This window comes from Kribbella sp. NPDC050459, from assembly GCF_040655315.1.
Classification (GTDB): Bacteria; Actinomycetota; Actinomycetes; order Propionibacteriales; family Kribbellaceae; genus Kribbella.
Genome location: NZ_JBFAJQ010000013.1, coordinates 59,317 through 75,447, shown reverse-complemented (window position 1 = coordinate 75,447; position 16,131 = coordinate 59,317). Strand labels below are relative to the sequence as shown.

The 16,131-nt window shown below is 70.0% G+C and carries 16 protein-coding genes; 12 read left to right on the top strand and 4 right to left on the bottom strand.

Annotated features, from left to right (window positions below; all coding sequences use genetic code 11):
- The first annotated feature begins 106 nt into the window (after positions 1–106).
- From AB0I12_RS32815 to AB0I12_RS32765, 11 genes are all read left to right on the top strand, one after another.
- On the top strand, positions 107–1,324 hold the full coding sequence (locus tag AB0I12_RS32815) for a hypothetical protein (protein WP_359937019.1): 1,218 nt from the start codon (positions 107–109) through the stop codon (positions 1,322–1,324).
- Between the two features lie 66 nt (positions 1,325–1,390).
- Positions 1,391–2,536 (top strand): hypothetical protein, encoded by a 1,146-nt coding sequence (locus AB0I12_RS32810; protein WP_359937016.1) that lies wholly within the window; start codon positions 1,391–1,393, stop codon positions 2,534–2,536.
- A 55-nt stretch (positions 2,537–2,591) separates the two neighbouring features.
- On the top strand, positions 2,592–3,329 hold the full coding sequence (locus AB0I12_RS32805; protein WP_359937013.1) for a metallophosphoesterase family protein: 738 nt from the start codon (positions 2,592–2,594) through the stop codon (positions 3,327–3,329).
- A 17-nt stretch (positions 3,330–3,346) separates the two neighbouring features.
- A complete protein-coding gene (locus AB0I12_RS32800; RefSeq protein ID WP_359937011.1) occupies positions 3,347–4,477 on the top strand; it encodes a histidine kinase in 1,131 nt (376 codons plus the stop codon).
- Between the two features lie 180 nt (positions 4,478–4,657).
- Positions 4,658–5,872 carry a formaldehyde dehydrogenase, glutathione-independent gene (gene fdhA, locus AB0I12_RS32795; RefSeq protein WP_359937008.1) on the top strand — a complete coding sequence of 405 codons (1,215 nt, stop codon included), beginning with the start codon at positions 4,658–4,660 and terminating at the stop codon, positions 5,870–5,872.
- A gap of 93 nt (positions 5,873–5,965) precedes the next feature.
- Positions 5,966–6,157: a hypothetical protein gene (locus AB0I12_RS32790; RefSeq protein WP_359937005.1), complete on the top strand. Its 192-nt coding sequence runs from the start codon at positions 5,966–5,968 to the stop codon at positions 6,155–6,157.
- Positions 6,158–6,185: 28 nt separating this feature from the next.
- Positions 6,186–6,929: a LytTR family DNA-binding domain-containing protein gene (locus AB0I12_RS32785; RefSeq protein ID WP_359937002.1), complete on the top strand. Its 744-nt coding sequence runs from the start codon at positions 6,186–6,188 to the stop codon at positions 6,927–6,929.
- Positions 6,930–6,946: 17 nt separating this feature from the next.
- Complete coding sequence (locus AB0I12_RS32780; RefSeq protein WP_359936999.1) at positions 6,947–7,327, top strand: hypothetical protein; 381 nt, start codon at positions 6,947–6,949, stop codon at positions 7,325–7,327.
- Between the two features lie 21 nt (positions 7,328–7,348).
- A complete protein-coding gene (locus AB0I12_RS32775) occupies positions 7,349–8,887 on the top strand; it encodes a cation acetate symporter (RefSeq protein WP_355699724.1) in 1,539 nt (512 codons plus the stop codon).
- A gap of 182 nt (positions 8,888–9,069) precedes the next feature.
- A complete protein-coding gene (locus AB0I12_RS32770; RefSeq protein WP_359936996.1) occupies positions 9,070–9,402 on the top strand; it encodes a DUF485 domain-containing protein in 333 nt (110 codons plus the stop codon).
- An 11-nt stretch (positions 9,403–9,413) separates the two neighbouring features.
- The gene (locus tag AB0I12_RS32765) at positions 9,414–11,045 is read left to right on the top strand and encodes a cation acetate symporter (RefSeq protein ID WP_359937486.1); all 1,632 of its coding nucleotides are present in this window, start codon (positions 9,414–9,416) and stop codon (positions 11,043–11,045) included.
- A 120-nt stretch (positions 11,046–11,165) separates the two neighbouring features.
- Here AB0I12_RS32765 and AB0I12_RS32760 read toward each other — a convergent pair whose 3' ends face one another.
- Genes AB0I12_RS32760 through AB0I12_RS32750 form a run of 3 tightly spaced genes read right to left on the bottom strand, consistent with a single transcriptional unit; the run spans position 11,166 to position 13,617 of the window.
- Positions 11,166–12,659, bottom strand: a complete 1,494-nt coding sequence (locus AB0I12_RS32760; RefSeq protein WP_359936993.1) for a CYTH and CHAD domain-containing protein — start codon at positions 12,657–12,659, stop codon at positions 11,166–11,168.
- A 20-nt stretch (positions 12,660–12,679) separates the two neighbouring features.
- Positions 12,680–12,820 carry a hypothetical protein gene (locus AB0I12_RS32755; protein WP_359936990.1) on the bottom strand — a complete coding sequence of 47 codons (141 nt, stop codon included), beginning with the start codon at positions 12,818–12,820 and terminating at the stop codon, positions 12,680–12,682.
- On the bottom strand, positions 12,817–13,617 hold the full coding sequence (locus tag AB0I12_RS32750) for a methyltransferase (RefSeq protein WP_359936987.1): 801 nt from the start codon (positions 13,615–13,617) through the stop codon (positions 12,817–12,819). Before AB0I12_RS32750 ends, AB0I12_RS32755 begins: the two co-directional genes overlap by 4 nt.
- A gap of 28 nt (positions 13,618–13,645) precedes the next feature.
- Here AB0I12_RS32750 and AB0I12_RS32745 point away from each other — a divergent pair, with 28 nt between their 5' ends.
- A complete protein-coding gene (locus AB0I12_RS32745) occupies positions 13,646–15,166 on the top strand; it encodes a PLP-dependent aminotransferase family protein (RefSeq protein ID WP_359936984.1) in 1,521 nt (506 codons plus the stop codon).
- On the opposite strand, the gene AB0I12_RS32740 is transcribed toward AB0I12_RS32745, so the two are convergent.
- Complete coding sequence (locus AB0I12_RS32740) at positions 15,154–16,125, bottom strand: hypothetical protein (protein WP_359936981.1); 972 nt, start codon at positions 16,123–16,125, stop codon at positions 15,154–15,156. The two genes, AB0I12_RS32745 and AB0I12_RS32740, sit on opposite strands and share 13 nt — an antisense overlap.
- Between the last annotated feature and the right edge of the window lie 6 nt (positions 16,126–16,131).

Sequence of the window (16,131 nt, the reverse complement as noted above, 5' to 3'; positions counted from 1 at the left end):
GTAATTATGCTCGATCCGTTCTGCGACCCGTTCGCCGCACCGAACAAACCGGCCGCCCGCGACGTCAGAAGGGCAATTCATGGGGGACGACGGAGGGGGCCCGCCGATGCGGCACACGAACAGGCGGCTGGTGATCCTGGTCAGCGCGATCGCGGTCGCGGCGGTCGCGATCGGCGGCGCGCTCGCGTATCGCACGGGGCCTGCCGAGGCCGAGGGCCTGGCCGCGCCGCTCAGCGGCTCGCCGTCCCCGAGCCCGACGCCCACTCCGGCTCCGACTCCGACACCGGCCGCGAGCCGCACCCCGATCGTCAGCCGGACCCCGTCCGTGCCGCCGCCGACCGCCAAGACGTCCAGTCCCAGCGCGACGACCACCGGCCCGACCAAGGTCACACTGACCGTGGGCAAGCTGTCCGAAGGCCGTGAACCGCAGGTGCCCTACCTCGTCGACCGCGAGGTCCGCGGCGGGTCCGGCTCCGTGGTCCGGCTCCCGGGCACCGGCGGGGTGATCGCACTGGGCCGCCTGGACGCGGATGTGCTCGCGATCGTCCAGGACGGGAACGACGGCACCGAGCTGCTCAAGACGCAGAACGAGCAGGTCGTGCGGCGTACGCCGGGTGTGAGCTCGCTGGTGACCACCCGCGACCAGTCGGCGGCGGCCTACGCGGTGGCCCGGATCAGCTCGATGGGCCAGGCGACCAAGGGCGGGATCGTGTACGCCGAGACGATCAGCTCGCTCAAGTCCCTGAAGCTGCCCGACAGCTGGAACCTGCAGGTGCTCGCCTTTGCCGACGGCAAGGTCTACTACCGGGCCGCGAGCAGCGAGGACGGGGCCTGGACCTTGTACTCCTGGACGCCTGGTGCGGCGGCCGGCGTCAAGGTCAAGACCGTGGTCTCACCGACCGCCGTGTCCGCCAACGGCCGGGTCGCCGCGTCGATGGGAACCCTCAACGACAGCGGCAGCTGCTCCAGCATCGTCGAGGTCGGCAGCGGGCGGCAGCTGTTCCGGACCTGCGACAACCAGGTGTCGGGATTCACCCCGGACGGCAGTACGGCGATCGGCGGATCGGCGTACGGCGACGGGTTCTGCGACACCGTGCAGGTCGCGCTCGACGTCACCACCGGCAAGCTGATCCGGGAGTGGAAGGGCTGTTTCCACCAGTCGGTGGCCGAGGACGACCAGCACGTGCTGATCGTGGCCGTGGCCTCCGGAGGCGGCGGCGACCCGGGGACGAAGAGCGCGATCATCCGCTGCGCGATCACGACCGGCGCCTGTGAGCTCGCCACCTCGATCAGCACCGACAAGGCGCTGCGGATCGGCACCTGATCCAACCAACCGGAGCCGTCCGGCGTCGAAGATGTGGACAGGCCGACAACGGACAGGAGCGTGTCGATGCGGCACACGAACAGGCGACTCGTGATCATCGTCGCCGCGATCGCCGTCGCCGCGGTGGCGACCGGCGGGGCACTCGCGTACCGCCAGGGACCGCGCACCGACGACACCGCCGACGCGGCCCCGCTCTCCAGGTCGCCGACGCGGTCCGCGACCACCGAGCCGACGAGGACCACGGCCACGCCGAAGCCCTCGAGCCCGTCGAGCAGCGCCCCTGCCGGGCCGGTGAAGACCAAGATCGACCTGCAGAAGCTCACCACGGGCCGGGCACCCCAGATCGCGTACCTGGCCGGCCGCACGATCCGCGGCGGCGCCGGCGGCGACGTCAAGGTCCCCGGAACCGCGCAGATCCAGGAGGTCGCACGGCTGCGCTCGTCGGCCCTCGCCGTGGTCACCAAGGGGTACGGCAGCGAGATGCTGACGATCGACTCCGGGGGCAAGGTCACGCGGCGGACGCCGGACGTCACCCAGATCGCCACCACCGAGGACAGCACGGCCGCGGCGTACGTCGCGACCCAGCTGAAGGACACCGGCGAGGACCTGCCCGGGGCGACCGTCTACGCAGAGAGCGACAGCATCCACAAGGTCACCGTCCCGGGCATCTGGAACACCACGCTGCTCGGTTACCTCAACGGCAAGGTCTACTTCGACGCGTCGACCACCCAGGAGGGCACGACCACTCTGTACGAGTGGACGCCAGGTCAGCCGGCGGCCACGCTCGTCAAGCCGATCCCGAAGGCGATGGCGGTGTCCAGCGTTGGTACGGCGGGTTCGCTGACCACGCTGTCCGACCAGAACAGCTGCAGCAGCCTGCTGACCGTGCCGACGGGCAAGCGCCTGTGGCGCACCTGTGACTACCAGATTGTCGGTTTCACACCGGACGGCGCGACCGCGATCGCCGGCCCGATCTACCAGGACGGGTACGGCAACGGCATCGCGGCGGTGCTGGACGCCAAGAAGGGCACGCTCCTGCACGAGTGGTCCGGCGTGTTCCGGCAGTGGGTCCCGGAGGACGACGAGCACCTCTTGCTGCTTGCTGACACCGGCGAGGGCACCGCGGCGTCGATCGTCCGCTGCACCATCTCGACCGGAGCGTGCGAGCTGGCCACACCGCTCGCCAAGGGTGAGCTGCTGATCGGCGCCTGATCTGCCCTGGGCAGATCATCCTTCGACACAAGGCTCTACGCGGCAGACTGCAGCTATGACAACAGTTGCTGTCCTGGCTGACATCCATGGCGTGCTGCCTGCACTTGAGGCGGTCCTGGCCGAGCCTGATGTCCAGGCGGCGGACAGAATCGTGCTGGCCGGTGACATCGCCAGCGGGCCGCAGCCTGTCGAGACGTTGGATCTGCTGACGACGCTGGGCGACCGGGCGGTGTGGGTGCGCGGCAACGCGGACCGGGAGCTCGTGGAGATGGCTCGCGGGCAGTTCGACAAGCAGCCGCCCGACGCGGTGAGTCCGTGGGCTGCGGAGCAGCTCAGGCCGGACCAGGTCGAGTTGCTGGCCGGACTGCCGACGACGGTGACGATCGGGGACGTGCTGTTCTGCCACGCCACTCCGCGCGACGACGAGGAGATGGTCCTGGTGGACAGTCCGATCTCCCGGTGGGCCGAGGTGTTCAGCGGGCTGCCGGACGAGGTCAGGACGGTGGTCTGCGGGCACACGCACATGCCGTTCGCACGACAGGTCGACAGGCGGCTGGTGGTGAACGCCGGCAGCGTCGGCATGCCGTACGGCGCCCCTGGTCCGAGTTGGGCGCTGCTCACCCAGGACGGCGTGCAGCTGCGCCGTGCACCGCTGGACGCAACCAAGGCTGCGGAGCGGATCGTCAGCGAGTCGACGTACCCGGGACGGGCGGAGTGGGTCGACGAGTACGTCCTGCACACCTACTCCGACACGGAGGCGCTCGAGGCGTTCCGGCCGCGCACGGAGGCCTGAGCAGTTACCGTCATGGAGTGTTCACGCGCCGGCGGAAGCATTTCGGGACTCCGGCCGACAAGGCGACGTACGCGACCCTGCATACCGCCTCGTTGGCCAGCCCGCACCTGCGCGAGGGCCTGACACCCGCCGCGGCCGGCAAGGCCAGCCGTCACCTGAGAGACCTGCTGGGTACGGCGGCCATCGCGATCTGCGACTCCTCCGGCGTCCTGGCGTGGGACGGCGTCGGCGGACCGTACGAGAGCAACCACCGCCGCGACGCCAAGGACCTCGCCGCGGTGACGCTCCGCTCCGGCCGGACGGCAGTCCTGGGTGCGCACGACGTGGCCTGCGGCGACCCTCAGTGCCCGATCCGTGCTGCCGTCGTGGCGCCGATCGTGACCGAGGAGCGCGTGGTCGCCGTCCTGGTCGCATACAGCAACAACACCTCCGCGGCGCTTGTCAGAGCGACTGAGGAGGTCGCGAGGTGGGTCTCCGGTCAGGTGGAGCTCGCAGAGCTCAACAAGGAGCGCACCCGCGCCATGGAGGCCGAGCTGCGCGCACTGCGCGCTCAGATCAGCCCGCACTTCATCTACAACGCTCTCGCGGCCATCGCCTCGTTCGTCCGCACCGACCCGGAGCGGGCGCGTGAGCTCGTGCTGGAGTTCGCAGATTTCTCCCGCTACGCCCTGCGGCGTGGTGGCGAATTCACCACGCTCGCGGACGAGCTCCGCAACGTCGAGCGCTACCTGGTGCTGGAGCAGGCCCGCTTCGGCGACCGTCTCAAGGTGTCGCTGCAGATCGCTCCCGAGGTGCTGCCGGTGGTCATCCCGTTCCTGGTCGTCCAGCCGCTGGTGGAGAACGCCGTACGGCACGGATTGGAAGGTACGACGGGGGTCGGCCACATCACGATCCGCGCCCGGGACCAGATCAACGAGGCGGAGATCAGCGTCGAGGACAACGGCTCCGGCAGCGACCCGGAGGTCATCCGGGCGGCCCTGGCCGGCGAGTCGGGCAGTGACTCGGTCGGCCTCGGCAACGTCGACGCCCGGCTGCGGCAGGTGTACGGCGACGCCTACGGGCTGGTCGTGGAGACCGCCGTGAACGCAGGCACCAAGGTGACCTTCCGGATCCCCAAATACTCCTCAGGCGTGCATGCCTCGCCGTAGAGTGCTTTGTTTCGTTGACGGTTCGGGCCGGTCGGACTAGCGTCGGCATCATCCCCCCGCTGACATCGACGGGGCAGGCGACGACCGGATCGCCTTGTCTCTCCCCATGGCGATCGCGGCCCGCGGTAGTGGACGTTTCCACCGTCGCGCGGTGGAAGATCCTGCAGAAGAGGGGCCCTCATGCCAGGAAACAGGGCAGTCATTTACAAGGGACCAGGCTCCGTGGCGGTCGAGACCATCGACTACCCGACCCTGGAACTCAAGGACGGGCCGGGGGTCAACCCCGCGAACGTCGGCCGGCAGGTTCCGCACGGCGTGATCCTGAAGGTGGTGGCGACCAACATCTGCGGCAGCGACCAGCACATGGTGCGCGGCCGGACCACCGCACCGCCCGGTCTCGCGCTCGGCCATGAGATCACCGGTGAGGTGGTGGAGGTCGGCCGGGACGTCGAGTTCATCAAGACCGGCGACCTGGTGTCGGTGCCGTTCAACATCGCCTGCGGGCGGTGCATCAACTGTAAGGAGGGCAAGACCGGAGTCTGCCTGAACGTGAACCCGGACCGGCCGGGATCGGCGTACGGCTACGTCGACATGGGCGGCTGGGTCGGCGGTCAGGCGGAGTACGCGCTGGTGCCGTACGCCGACTGGAACGTGCTGCGGTTCCCCGACAAGGACCAGGCGATGGAGAAGATCCGCGACCTCGCGATGCTGGCGGATATCTTCCCGACCGGCTACCACGGCGCGGTCACCGCCAACGTCGGCACCGGATCCACGGTGTACGTCGCGGGCGCCGGCCCGGTCGGATTGGCCGCGGCCACGGCCGCACACCTGCTCGGCGCGGCGGTCGTCATGGTGGCGGACCTGCAGAAGGACCGGCTCGACCAGGCACGTTCCTTCGGATGCGAGGCGATCGACGTGTCCCAGGGCGATCCGAAGGACCAGATCGAGCAGATCCTCGGTGAACCCGAGGTCGACTGTGCGATCGACGCGGTCGGGTTCGAGGCGCACGGCCACGGCAGCGACGCCCAGGCCGAGCGGCCGGCGACAGTGCTGAACACCGTCATGGACGTCACCCGGGCCGGTGGCGCGGTCGGCATCCCGGGCCTCTACGTGACCGGTGACCCCGGGGCCAGTGACGAAGCGGCCAAGACCGGCTCGCTGTCGATCCGCCTGGGCCTCGGCTGGGCGAAGTCGCTGTCGTTCACCACCGGGCAGTGCCCGGTGATGCGCTACAACCGCCAGTTGATGCAGGCGATCCTGCATGATCGGACGCAGATCGCGAAGAACGTGAACGCCACCGTGATCTCGCTCGACGACGCACCCCAGGGGTACGCCGAGTTCGACAAAGGCGCGGCCCGCAAGTACGTGCTCGATCCGCACGGAATGATCAAGTAGCCGGCAGCCCGGCGGGAGCAGGCACCGACCGGCTCCCGCCGGCGCCGAGGCTCCGGACCATGACCGAGCGCCTGCCATGACCGAGCGCCTGCGATGACCAGCGACAGCCGGCTGGACCTCGAGTTCGCCTACACGAGCCACGACGACTCGTGCAAGGACCTGTATTCGCCGTACTACTACTGCCGCCGGCCACGCGGGCACGACGGCGTACACGCCGCGGGCTTCGGCTCGCACCGGCTGCGTTGGGAACACCGTCCCGACCACCCACCGCGCATGCTGACGTAGAGGCCGCTCGTCTTCTAGTGTTCGCTGTATGGCCGACACTCCCCTGCGTGCGCTGGTCGCCGACGACGAGGAGCCTGCCCTGGCCGAACTGGTCTACCTGCTGCAGCAGGACCCCCGGATCGGCTCCCTCCGGACGGCCTCGGACGGAGCCGAGGCGCTGAAGATCCTGCAGGACACCGACCTGGACGTGGTGTTCTGCGACATCAAGATGCCCGGTCTGGACGGGATCGACCTGGCGCGGGTGCTCTCGAAGTTCGCCAGCCGCCCGCAGATCGTGTTCGTGACGGCGTACGACGAGCACGCGGTGGCGGCGTTCGACCTGGAGGCCACCGACTACGTGATGAAGCCGGTCCGGCCGGAGCGCCTGGCCGAGGCGGTCCGCCGGGTCGTCACCCAGGGAGCCCCGGTCGGCCTGCAGTCGCCGGAGGAGTCGGACGACGAGGTGATCGCCGTGGAGCTGGCCGGCGTCACCCGGTTCGTGCAGCGCTCCACGGTCCGGTACGTCGAGGCGCAAGGCGACTACGCCCGCCTGCACACCGGTCAGAACTCACACCTGGTCCGGATCCCGCTAAGCACGCTGGAGGAGCGCTGGCGGGACGCCGGCTTCACCCGCATCCACCGGAGCACCCTGGTCGCCCTGCAGCACGTGGACGAGATGCGGGTGGACGGCGGCCGCTGCTCGGTCCGGGTCGGCGAGGACTGGCTCCCGGTCAGCCGCCGGCACACCCGCGAGCTGCGTGACCTGCTGGTCCGCTCGACCTCACTGAAGTGACCTGAGGCCGAGCTGACATGAGTACGCCGGAAGGACCGCGCAGGGTCCGCGTCACCAGCCCCCGGACCAGCGCGGCCCGGCGGCCGATCATGCCCACCGGCACGCGGGAGATCGACGAGCAGACCCGTCTCGGCCAGGTCTACATGCAGTCGCTGATCCAGTCCCAGCTCCGGCTCACGCTGGCCGTCATCGGCGGCGTCGTACTCGTCCTGGGCAGTGTCCCGCTGCTGTTCTGGCTGGTCCCGCCGGCCCGCACGCTGTCCGTCGTCGGCCTGCCCCTGCCGTGGGTGATCCTCGGCATCCTGGTGTACCCGGTGGTGTACGTCGCCGCGCGCATCTACGTCCGCAACGCCGAGCGGATCGAGGCCGAGTTCACCGAGTTCGTGGGGCGGCAGTAAATGCCCGCCGGGAGGCACTGAATGTCGCCGGCGCTCAGCCTCACCGCGATCGGCCTGGTGGTCGTGGCGACGATCGGGATCGGGCTGTTCGGTCTGCGGATCTCCCGAACCACCAGCGACTTCTACGTCGCCAGCCGCGCGGTCAGCCCGCGCTGGAACGCATCGGCGATCAGCGGCGAGTACCTGTCGGCCGCGTCGTTCCTCGGCGTCGCCGGCCTGGTCCTGGTGAACGGCGCCGACATGCTGTGGTTCTCCGTCGGCTACACCGTCGGCTACCTGATGCTCCTGGTCCTCGTTGCCGCTCCGCTACGCCGGTCCGGTGCGTACACGTTGCCGGACTTCGCCGAGACCCGCTTCGAGTCTGCCGCCGTACGGCGGATCTGCGCGGGGCTGGTGGTGGGTATCGGGACGCTGTACCTGCTCCCGCAGCTGCACGGCGCCGGGCTGGCGGTCCAGACGGTCACCGGTGCACCGCCGCAAGTGGGCGCGGCGATCGTCGCGGTGATCGTGGTGATCAACGTCGCCGCGGGCGGCATGCGGTCGATCACGTTCGTCCAGGCCTTCCAGTACTGGCTCAAGCTGACCGCCTTGGCGACGCCGATCTTCGTCATCCTGCTGATGTGGCACCAGCCGGTCGGCGTCCTGGACTCGTTGCACGGAGCCGCCGCCGAATGGGCCGAGCCGTTGTCGCGCGCGGGCGGCCGCGACCACCCGCTGTACGCGACCTATTCGTTGCTGCTGGCCCTTTGTTTCGGGACGATGGGTCTTCCGCACGTCCTGGTCCGCTTCTACACCAACCCCGACGGGCGCGCGGCCCGGCGTACCACCGTCGTCGTCCTGGCGCTGCTCGGGCTGTTCTACCTCTTCCCGCCGATGTACGCCGTCCTCGGCCGGACGTTCGCGCCGGACCTCGTCACGACCGGCGGCGACACCGTTGTCCTCGAACTGCCCGGCCGGGTTTTCCCTGGTACCACAGGGGATCTGCTCGGTGCGCTGGTCGCGGCGGGCGCGTTCGCGGCGTTCCTGTCGACGTCGTCGGGGCTGACCGTCGCGATCGCCGGAGTGATCGACCAGGACCTGTTGCGCAGCCGGCTGCACCGGTGGACCGGCGGTGACTACGTCGCGGTGAACAGCTTCCGGATCGCGGCGCTGATCTCGATGATCGTGCCGTACCTGGCGTTCACGGTGACCGGGTCGCTGAGCCTCGCGGACACCGTCGGACTCGCGTTCGCGGTCGCCGCGTCGACGTTCTGCCCGCTGCTGGTGCTGGGGATCTGGTGGCGGCGGATGTCGACGACGGGCGCCGCGGCCGGCCTGGTCGTCGGCGGGATCGCGGCCAGCGCGGCCGCGCTGGTGAACGTGGCCGGCGCACCGCAGGGCGGCTGGCCGCGGGCGCTCGTCGGTCAGCCGGCCGCGTGGACGATGCCGCTCGCCTTCGTCACCGTCATCGTCGTCTCCAAACTCACCCCGCACCGCATCCCGGCCGGCGCCGCCCGCTCAATGGTCCGGCTGCACACACCGGAGGCCGTCGACGTCGACCGCGGGCTGCCATCCCGATGAGACCGTTCGTCGTGTGATTCCTACCGCTCAGCGCAGTTCAGCGATCCACCGAGCGACTGGTGTGCTCCGCTGAGCGCTCGACGCGCGTTGGTGCTGTCGACAGGGTCGTGACGCGCGCCACAGTACGGGGCACAGCCGGCTCCAAAACCGCCCGGCGATTTCCCCGTCTTGGAGGTCCCGCGATGAGTGACATGCGCGATCGCGAGCTGACGACGTACCGGGATGTCCAGTTGTCACCGGACTTCTCCGAGTTGCGTCGCCGCTTCCGGCGCTTCGTGTTCCCGATGACCGCTTTGTTCCTGGTCTGGTACTTCGTCTACGTCCTGCTCGCCGACTACGCCCACGACTTCATGTCCACCAAGGTCGCCGGCAACATCACCGTCGCCCTGCTGTTCGGGCTCGGGCAGTTCGTGTCGACGTTCGCGATCACGATGATCTACGTCCGCTGGGCCGACCGGCGGATCGACCCGGACGCCGAGAAGTTGCGCCACCAGATCGAGGGAGAACCGCAGTGACCGCCCCGCTGATGTTGCCGCTGGCAACCGACATCGGTAACCCGACCGTCAACTTCGTGATCTTCGGCCTGTTCGTGGTCGCCACCCTGGCGATCGTGTTCCGGGCGTCGCGGAACAACAAGACCGCGGCCGACTTCTACGCCGGCGGCCGGTCGTTCACCGGCCCGCAGAACGGCATCGCGATCTCCGGCGACTACCTGTCCGCCGCGTCGTTCCTCGGGATCGCCGGTGCGATCGCGCTGAACGGGTACGACGGCTTCCTGTACTCCATCGGCTTCCTGGTGGCGTGGCTGGTCGCGCTGCTGCTGGTCGCCGAGCTGCTCCGGAACACCGGCCGGTTCACGATGGCCGACGTGCTGTCGTTCCGGCTCAAGCAGCGGCCGGTCCGGATGGCGGCCGCGATCTCGACCCTCGGCGTCTGCTTCTTCTACCTGCTGGCGCAGATGGCCGGCGCCGGGGGTCTGGTCGCCCTGCTGCTCGGTGTCTCCGGGCGGACCGGGCAGAGCCTCGTGATCGCGGTGGTCGGCATCCTGATGATCACCTACGTGCTCGTCGGCGGCATGAAGGGCACCACCTGGGTGCAGATCGTCAAGGCGGTGCTGCTCGTCATCGGCGCCGGGATCATGACGATCTGGGTGCTGGCGAAGTACACCTTCAACCTGTCCAGCCTGCTCGGTGCGGCGGTCGACAACAGCCCGGCGGCCGGCGAGAAGCTGCTGAGCCCGGGCCTGCAGTACGGCGCCACGGGCATCACCAAGCTCGACTTCGTCTCACTCGCACTCGCGCTCGTCCTCGGCACCGCCGGCCTGCCGCACGTGCTGATGCGGTTCTACACGGTGCCGGACTCCAAGGAGGCGCGGCGCAGCGTCAGCTGGGCGATCTGGATCATCGGCATCTTCTACCTGTTCACGCTGGTCCTCGGGTACGGCGCCGCCGCGATCGTCGGCCCGGACGCGATCAAGGCGGCCCCGGGCAAGGCGAACTCGGCCGCGCCGCTGCTTGCCTTCGAGCTCGGCGGCGAGGTGCTGCTCGGGGTGATCTCGGCGGTCGCGTTCGCGACGATCCTGGCCGTGGTCGCCGGTCTGACGATCACCGCCAGCACGTCGTTCGCGCACGACATCTACGGCCAGATCATCAAGAAGGGCCAGATCTCCGGCGACGGCGAGGTCCGGGTCGCGCGGTACACCGCGGTCGTGATCGGCATCGTCGCGATCATCGGCGGCATCTTCGCGAACGGCCAGAACATCGCGTTCCTGGTGGCGCTCGCGTTCGCGGTCGCGGCCAGCGCGAACCTGCCGACGATCCTCTACTCGCTGTTCTGGCGGCGCTTCAACACCCGCGGCGCCCTGTGGAGCATCTACGGCGGTCTGTCCTCGACGATCATCCTGATCATCTTCAGCCCGGTCGTCTCCGGCAAGGTCGACGCCAAGACCGGCAAGAGCCTGTCGATGATCACCGACACCAGCATCGACTTCCACTGGTTCCCGCTGGACAACCCCGGCATCGTGTCGATCCCGCTGGCGTTCCTGCTCGGCTGGCTGGGCACAGTGACCAGCAAGGAGCAGGTCGACGTCGACCGCTTCGCCGAGATGGAGGTCCGCTCGCTGACCGGCGCCGGCGCCGAGAAGGCGGTCCAACACTAAAGACCTGTCAGGCAGGCCCTGCTGAACCGACGCGGACCTGCCTGACAGCCCCAATCCATCCGAACCGCGGGCGGCCAGGTAGGCGAGCACCTGACCGCCCGCACTCCTGTCCGGGGCGCGTCAAAGTTTGAACTTGAGGGTCGGCCAGAGCTCGTAGAAGGTTTCGCGGGAGGTGTTCCCGCGGGCCTCTTCGGTGGCATGCAGGCGGCCGAAGGTGAAGGTGTTGCCGCCTTCGGCGTACACCATGAGGGCCAGGTGGTGGAGGAGCTCGCGGGAGACCACCGAGTCCTGGTGTGCGCCGAGGATCTCCTGGACCTCTTCGGCCCGCGCGGCCAGGTCCGCGGCGTCGTCGCCGAGAACGGGTACGGCGGACTCCGCGGCGTACCGCAGTCGCTTGGCGGCCTTGCGGACCTCGTGCAGCTCGTGGTCCTGCTCGGCGACATCCGGCGCGGCCTTCGACCGACGCACCGCCTTGCGCATCCGCCGGTAGTCGTGCGAGAGCACGTCCCCGATCTGCTTGCTCGCCTTGCGGTCGTCGCCGATCACCGGCGGCTTCGCGACCAGCTCGTCCAGGGCGTCGAGCAGCCGGAAGTACCGCGGACTCTCCAACGCGGTCAGAGCCCCGGCACGACCCTTCTTGTACACTTCACGCAGATGGTCGTCGATCCGCCCGGCGACCCGCCCAATCACCAGCTCGACCGGCTGCTCGGCGACCTCGGCCGCGAAGTGCTCGCGCTGCACCTCCGCATCCCGGGCGACCCCGAGCTCACTGGCCAGCCACTTCAGCTCGGCCCGCAGCGCGTCCCCGGCCTCGCGATCGATCACCGGACGGTACGTCGCCAGCGCCGACCGCAGCCGCCGGGTCGCGACCCGGAACTTGTGGATCGAGTCCGGAACGTCACGCCGTACCTCGGGGTCCCGTTCGCGGATCGCCTGCACCTGCGCCCCGGCGTACGCCCGGAACAGGTCCGACGTCCGCGGCTTCTTCGGAAAGGTCCAGTCGTCGTACGACGGGACGCGGTCGCCGAGCGCCCGGGCGAGCTTGCTCGGACCGCTGGCGGGACGGGCTCCCGCGGCCGTCAGCAGCTCACCCGCGTCCTCGAGCAAGGAGCTCTCGCCGCCGAGGAGCTCGACCTCCCACTCACGCCAGGTCTGCGGCTCGCCGCCCTCGACCGTCGCCGTCACGTGGTCGTCGGCGAGCTCGGCGAGGACCGCACCGTCGGCGTCGAGCAAACGATGGACGATGCGCCGGGTCCGCAGCGTCACCACCGGAATCAACGGCCGGTCGCGGACGTGCACGCGGACCGTCCGCAGCACCGCGATCGGCACGGTGCGCGTCGACCGCCCGAGCGGATGATGCACCTCGAGCCGCTCGCCGGACGACACCGGGAACTTCACGTGCCACCCGTCGTCCTCGCCGCCGGTACGCCGGCGCAGGGTCACCTTGTGCGCGGCGAGGTCCAGGTCGGCGGTGTCGTAGTACACCGCGTCCAGGTTGAGCTCGACCGGTTGCGCGACACTCGCGACCCCGGGCAGCTCATGCAACGCCGGGAGGATGACGCTCGCGGCGACGTCGTACTTGGTTTCGATCTCGAGCTGCTCGGTCGGGCCCATGCTTCTTGTTTACCAGGCGTTCATGAACGCGTCCGCAATTCGTCGACCAGTCGTTCCAGATCGCGATCAGTAACGCCGCCCACCGTGGGCCGCAACTGCCTGCGCCGATTGCGATTCAGACCCCAGCAGACCAGGGCGATCAGGACGAGGAAGGCGATCATGTCCGGCCCACTCCCTTGAAGAACGTGTAGTGGAAGGTGCCGCCGGGTTCGGCGGACTTCTCGAGATCGCGGACGCCCGCGGCCCACTCGGCCGCGGTGCACAGGCCGGCCGCGATCGCGCGGTCGCGAACGGACTCGACCATCGCGATGAAGGTCTTGCGGGTGAAGCCGTCGACGAGGTGCGGGAGGGTCTGGTCGGCGTACACGGTGCGCGGCCCGACCTGCACATCGTCGTACCCGGCCTGCTCCAGCAACGGCTGCAGCCGGCGGCCGATGAGCGAGTCGCCGCCCGCCGCGGCCTGGAGGTCGACGAGGCAGTCGATGACGGCCTGGGCGCGCGGGCTGCGCGGGTGGAAGAAGGCGGATTCGTGATCGCCCTCGATCACCGTGATCGTGCCGCCGGGGTTCAGCAGGCCCCGAAGCCGGACGAGAGCGGCAGCCGGGTCGGCGAGGTGCTCCAGGACGAAGCAGACGAAGACGTGGTCGAACTTCTCGCCTCGCAGGTCGTGGAGGTCCGCGTGCCGCCAGTCGACGGTTGCGTCCGGCGCCTGTTCGGCGACCCGCGCCTTGGCCTGGGCGAGCGAGGCCTCGGAGATGTCGATCGAGACCAGGTCGATGCCCGGGCTCCGGGTGACGAGCTGCACGGTCTGCGCGCCCACTCCGCAGCCGGCCTCGAGGACCCTGCTCCCCGGTGGGTAGCTGGTGCCACCGTGCAGCAGGTCGGCCAGCGTGCCGGCCTGGTCGGTCAGCCGGCGCGTCTCCGCCGGGGTGTAGCCGTGGACGTAGTCGATTCCCATAACTCCACGGTCGCGCCACAATGGTCCTGTGAACAGGTCCAATCCGGCAACAAGTGGCAGGTCCAAAGGCGGCGCGGACTTCCTCCAGCTCGACCCGGGCGAGGCGCCGCCCGGCGGCCTCGCGGACTGGCTCACCGAGCGCCTCCGCTCGGCGATCTCCACCGGCCACCTGCCGGTCGGCACCCGCCTCCCCGCGACCCGCACCCTCGCGATCGACCTGGGCATCTCGCGCGGCGTGGTCACCGAGACCTACCAGCGCCTCACCGAGGACGGCCACGTCGCCGGACGCGGCCGCTCCGGGACGGTCGTCGTCGCCGCGCCTGGTGTGGACCGAACGACAGGACGTACACGTCTACGTACATCGGCCCGCCCGCCTGCCGCGCCAGACGTCGAGGGCAATTCGGCGGACACCTCCTGTCGTTCGGTACCGAACCTGCGCGACGCCGGGCTCGACATCTTCGACAACCTGCGGGAGCAGCCGTCGCGGATCGACCTGACACCGGGTGTGCCCGACCTGGCGGCGTTCCCGCGCAGCGCATGGCTGCGCGCGGAGCGAGCCGTGCTGACGGATCTGGCCTCGACCGAGTTCGGGTACGGCGACCCGGCCGGGACGCCGACGCTGCGCCGCGCGATCGCGGCGTGGCTGGCGCAGTACCGCGGGATCGCGGCGGATCCGGAGGACCTGATCGTCGTGGCCGGTGTGGCTCAGGCGATCGGACTGGTGGCGCAGATGCTCGACCAGCACGACGTGCACGCGATCGCGGTCGAGGACCCCGGCTCGCTCGGCTCCCGGCAGCACCTGCAGAACTGGGGCATGCGGACCCCGCCGATCCCGGTCGACGACCGCGGCCTGCGGGTCGACGTACTGCGGGAGTCCGGCGCGAGCGTGGTGATGGCGACGCCGGCGCACCACTTCCCGACCGGTGTCGTCCTGGACGGCGAGCGCCGGCGTGAGCTGATCCGGTGGGCGGCCGACGGCGGGCTGATCATCGAGGACGACTACGACGCCGAGCACCGGTACGACCGCCCGCCGGTGCCCGCGCTCCGCGCCATGCTGCCCGACCAGGTGATTTACACCGGCAGCGTCTCCAAGCTGCTCGCCCCGGCGCTGCGGATCGGGTGGATGCTGGCGCCCCGGCGGTACCAGGAGGAGCTGATCGCCCGCAAACGGCTGGCAGACCTCGGCAACGCAAGCCTGCCGCAGCTCACCCTCGCGCACCTGATGGAGTCCGGCGAACTCGAACGCCAGCTGCGCTTCCTCCGCCGCCGGCATCGCGTCCGCCGCGACGCGATGGTCACCGCCATCCGCGACCACTTGCCTGAGGCAACCATTCACGGCGCCGCCGCGGGCTTGCATCTCACCATCACCTTCGAGACCGGAGACGACACCGCCCTGGCCGCGGCCGCGCTGGACGCCGGGGTCAAGACCCACCCGCTGTCGTGGCACTGCCAGCTCCCGCACCCGCCTGGGTTGGTCCTCGGCTACGCCGCCCGGCACCCGACCGAGATCACCGAAGCCATCGCCACGATCGCGGCTCAGCGGGTGTAGAGCGGGGACATCGCGAGCGCGAACTGGGTCATCAGGTCCGGGTTGACCGCGCGCTCCGGGAGCGGCACCAGATCGACGAGCTTGTCGTCGCCGACGCGGATCGTCGTCCGGCCGGTGGCGGTGTCGACGTACGCCTCGTCGCCGAGCGGGATCGACTGCGAGGTCGGGGCCTTGCGGATCGGGGCCATCAGCGCCTCGGCGTCCGGCTCCCGGCGGACCGAGGTGGACAGCGCGCTCGCCGGGCCGATCCAGCCACAGACCAGGTCGCCCACGAGGGTCTCACCGTCGCGCCGGGCCACCGGCGGCGCGCCCATCACCTTCTCCGCCGCCTGCGAACCGCGGTCACAGTCGGGGCGCGTGATCAGCCGCTCGGGTTCGTCCAGCCCGGGGGCCTGACGGGCGACCTCCTGGCCGAGGGCAACGTACTTAGCGAGGGTGGCCTGCGGCCCGGTGAGCTTGTACAGCTTGCCGTCCAGGAGGAACACCACGAACGTGCTCGTCCCGAAGCCGCCTTGCCCGAGCTTGGCGGGCTTGGCGGGCTCGCGCGGGTGTGCGGCGTACGCCTTCTGGGTCGCCGCCAGGGTGGCCGCCGTGGCCGGGAGCACCGACACGCCGACTCGCAGCACCGAGGCCCTCGGACCGGTGCCGAGCGTGAACTGACAGACGTCGTACGTCGGGACGCCGAACTCGGCCGGCGGGTTCCTGGGCTGCATGGTCGCGACCGGCACCGCGAGCGCGGTCTGCACCACCGTGGGATCCATCCGCGTGCACAACGTGTCCGCGACCTTCGAGGTCTCGGACGGCGTCGCGGAGGGGGTTTCCGACGGCGTCTCCGACGGCGGCGCGCTCGTCGACACCAGCGGCGGGACGCTCGGCGCGGTCTCCGACCCGGGACCTGAGCAGCCCGCGAGCAGGACGGAGGCCAGCGCGGAAATGGTCACTACCCGGCGGATACGCATGATGGC

Bases quoted from the DNA above. Each gene is read 5' to 3' on its own strand.
- AB0I12_RS32775 (WP_355699724.1), top strand. From the start codon at position 7,349: ATGTCGCCGGCGCTCAGCCTCACCGCGATCGGCCTGGTGGTCGTGGCG.
- AB0I12_RS32810 (WP_359937016.1), top strand. From the start codon at position 1,391: ATGCGGCACACGAACAGGCGACTCGTGATCATCGTCGCCGCGATCGCC.
- AB0I12_RS32765 (WP_359937486.1), top strand. From the start codon at position 9,414: ATGTTGCCGCTGGCAACCGACATCGGTAACCCGACCGTCAACTTCGTG.
- AB0I12_RS32755 (WP_359936990.1), bottom strand. From the start codon at position 12,820: ATGATCGCCTTCCTCGTCCTGATCGCCCTGGTCTGCTGGGGTCTGAAT.
- AB0I12_RS32740 (WP_359936981.1), bottom strand. From the start codon at position 16,125: ATGCGTATCCGCCGGGTAGTGACCATTTCCGCGCTGGCCTCCGTCCTG.
- AB0I12_RS32760 (WP_359936993.1), bottom strand. From the start codon at position 12,659: ATGGGCCCGACCGAGCAGCTCGAGATCGAAACCAAGTACGACGTCGCC.
- AB0I12_RS32785 (WP_359937002.1), top strand. From the start codon at position 6,186: ATGGCCGACACTCCCCTGCGTGCGCTGGTCGCCGACGACGAGGAGCCT.
- AB0I12_RS32770 (WP_359936996.1), top strand. From the start codon at position 9,070: ATGAGTGACATGCGCGATCGCGAGCTGACGACGTACCGGGATGTCCAG.
- AB0I12_RS32790 (WP_359937005.1), top strand. From the start codon at position 5,966: ATGACCAGCGACAGCCGGCTGGACCTCGAGTTCGCCTACACGAGCCAC.
- AB0I12_RS32750 (WP_359936987.1), bottom strand. From the start codon at position 13,617: ATGGGAATCGACTACGTCCACGGCTACACCCCGGCGGAGACGCGCCGG.
- AB0I12_RS32780 (WP_359936999.1), top strand. From the start codon at position 6,947: ATGAGTACGCCGGAAGGACCGCGCAGGGTCCGCGTCACCAGCCCCCGG.
- AB0I12_RS32815 (WP_359937019.1), top strand. From the start codon at position 107: ATGCGGCACACGAACAGGCGGCTGGTGATCCTGGTCAGCGCGATCGCG.
- fdhA (WP_359937008.1), top strand. From the start codon at position 4,658: ATGCCAGGAAACAGGGCAGTCATTTACAAGGGACCAGGCTCCGTGGCG.
- AB0I12_RS32805 (WP_359937013.1), top strand. From the start codon at position 2,592: ATGACAACAGTTGCTGTCCTGGCTGACATCCATGGCGTGCTGCCTGCA.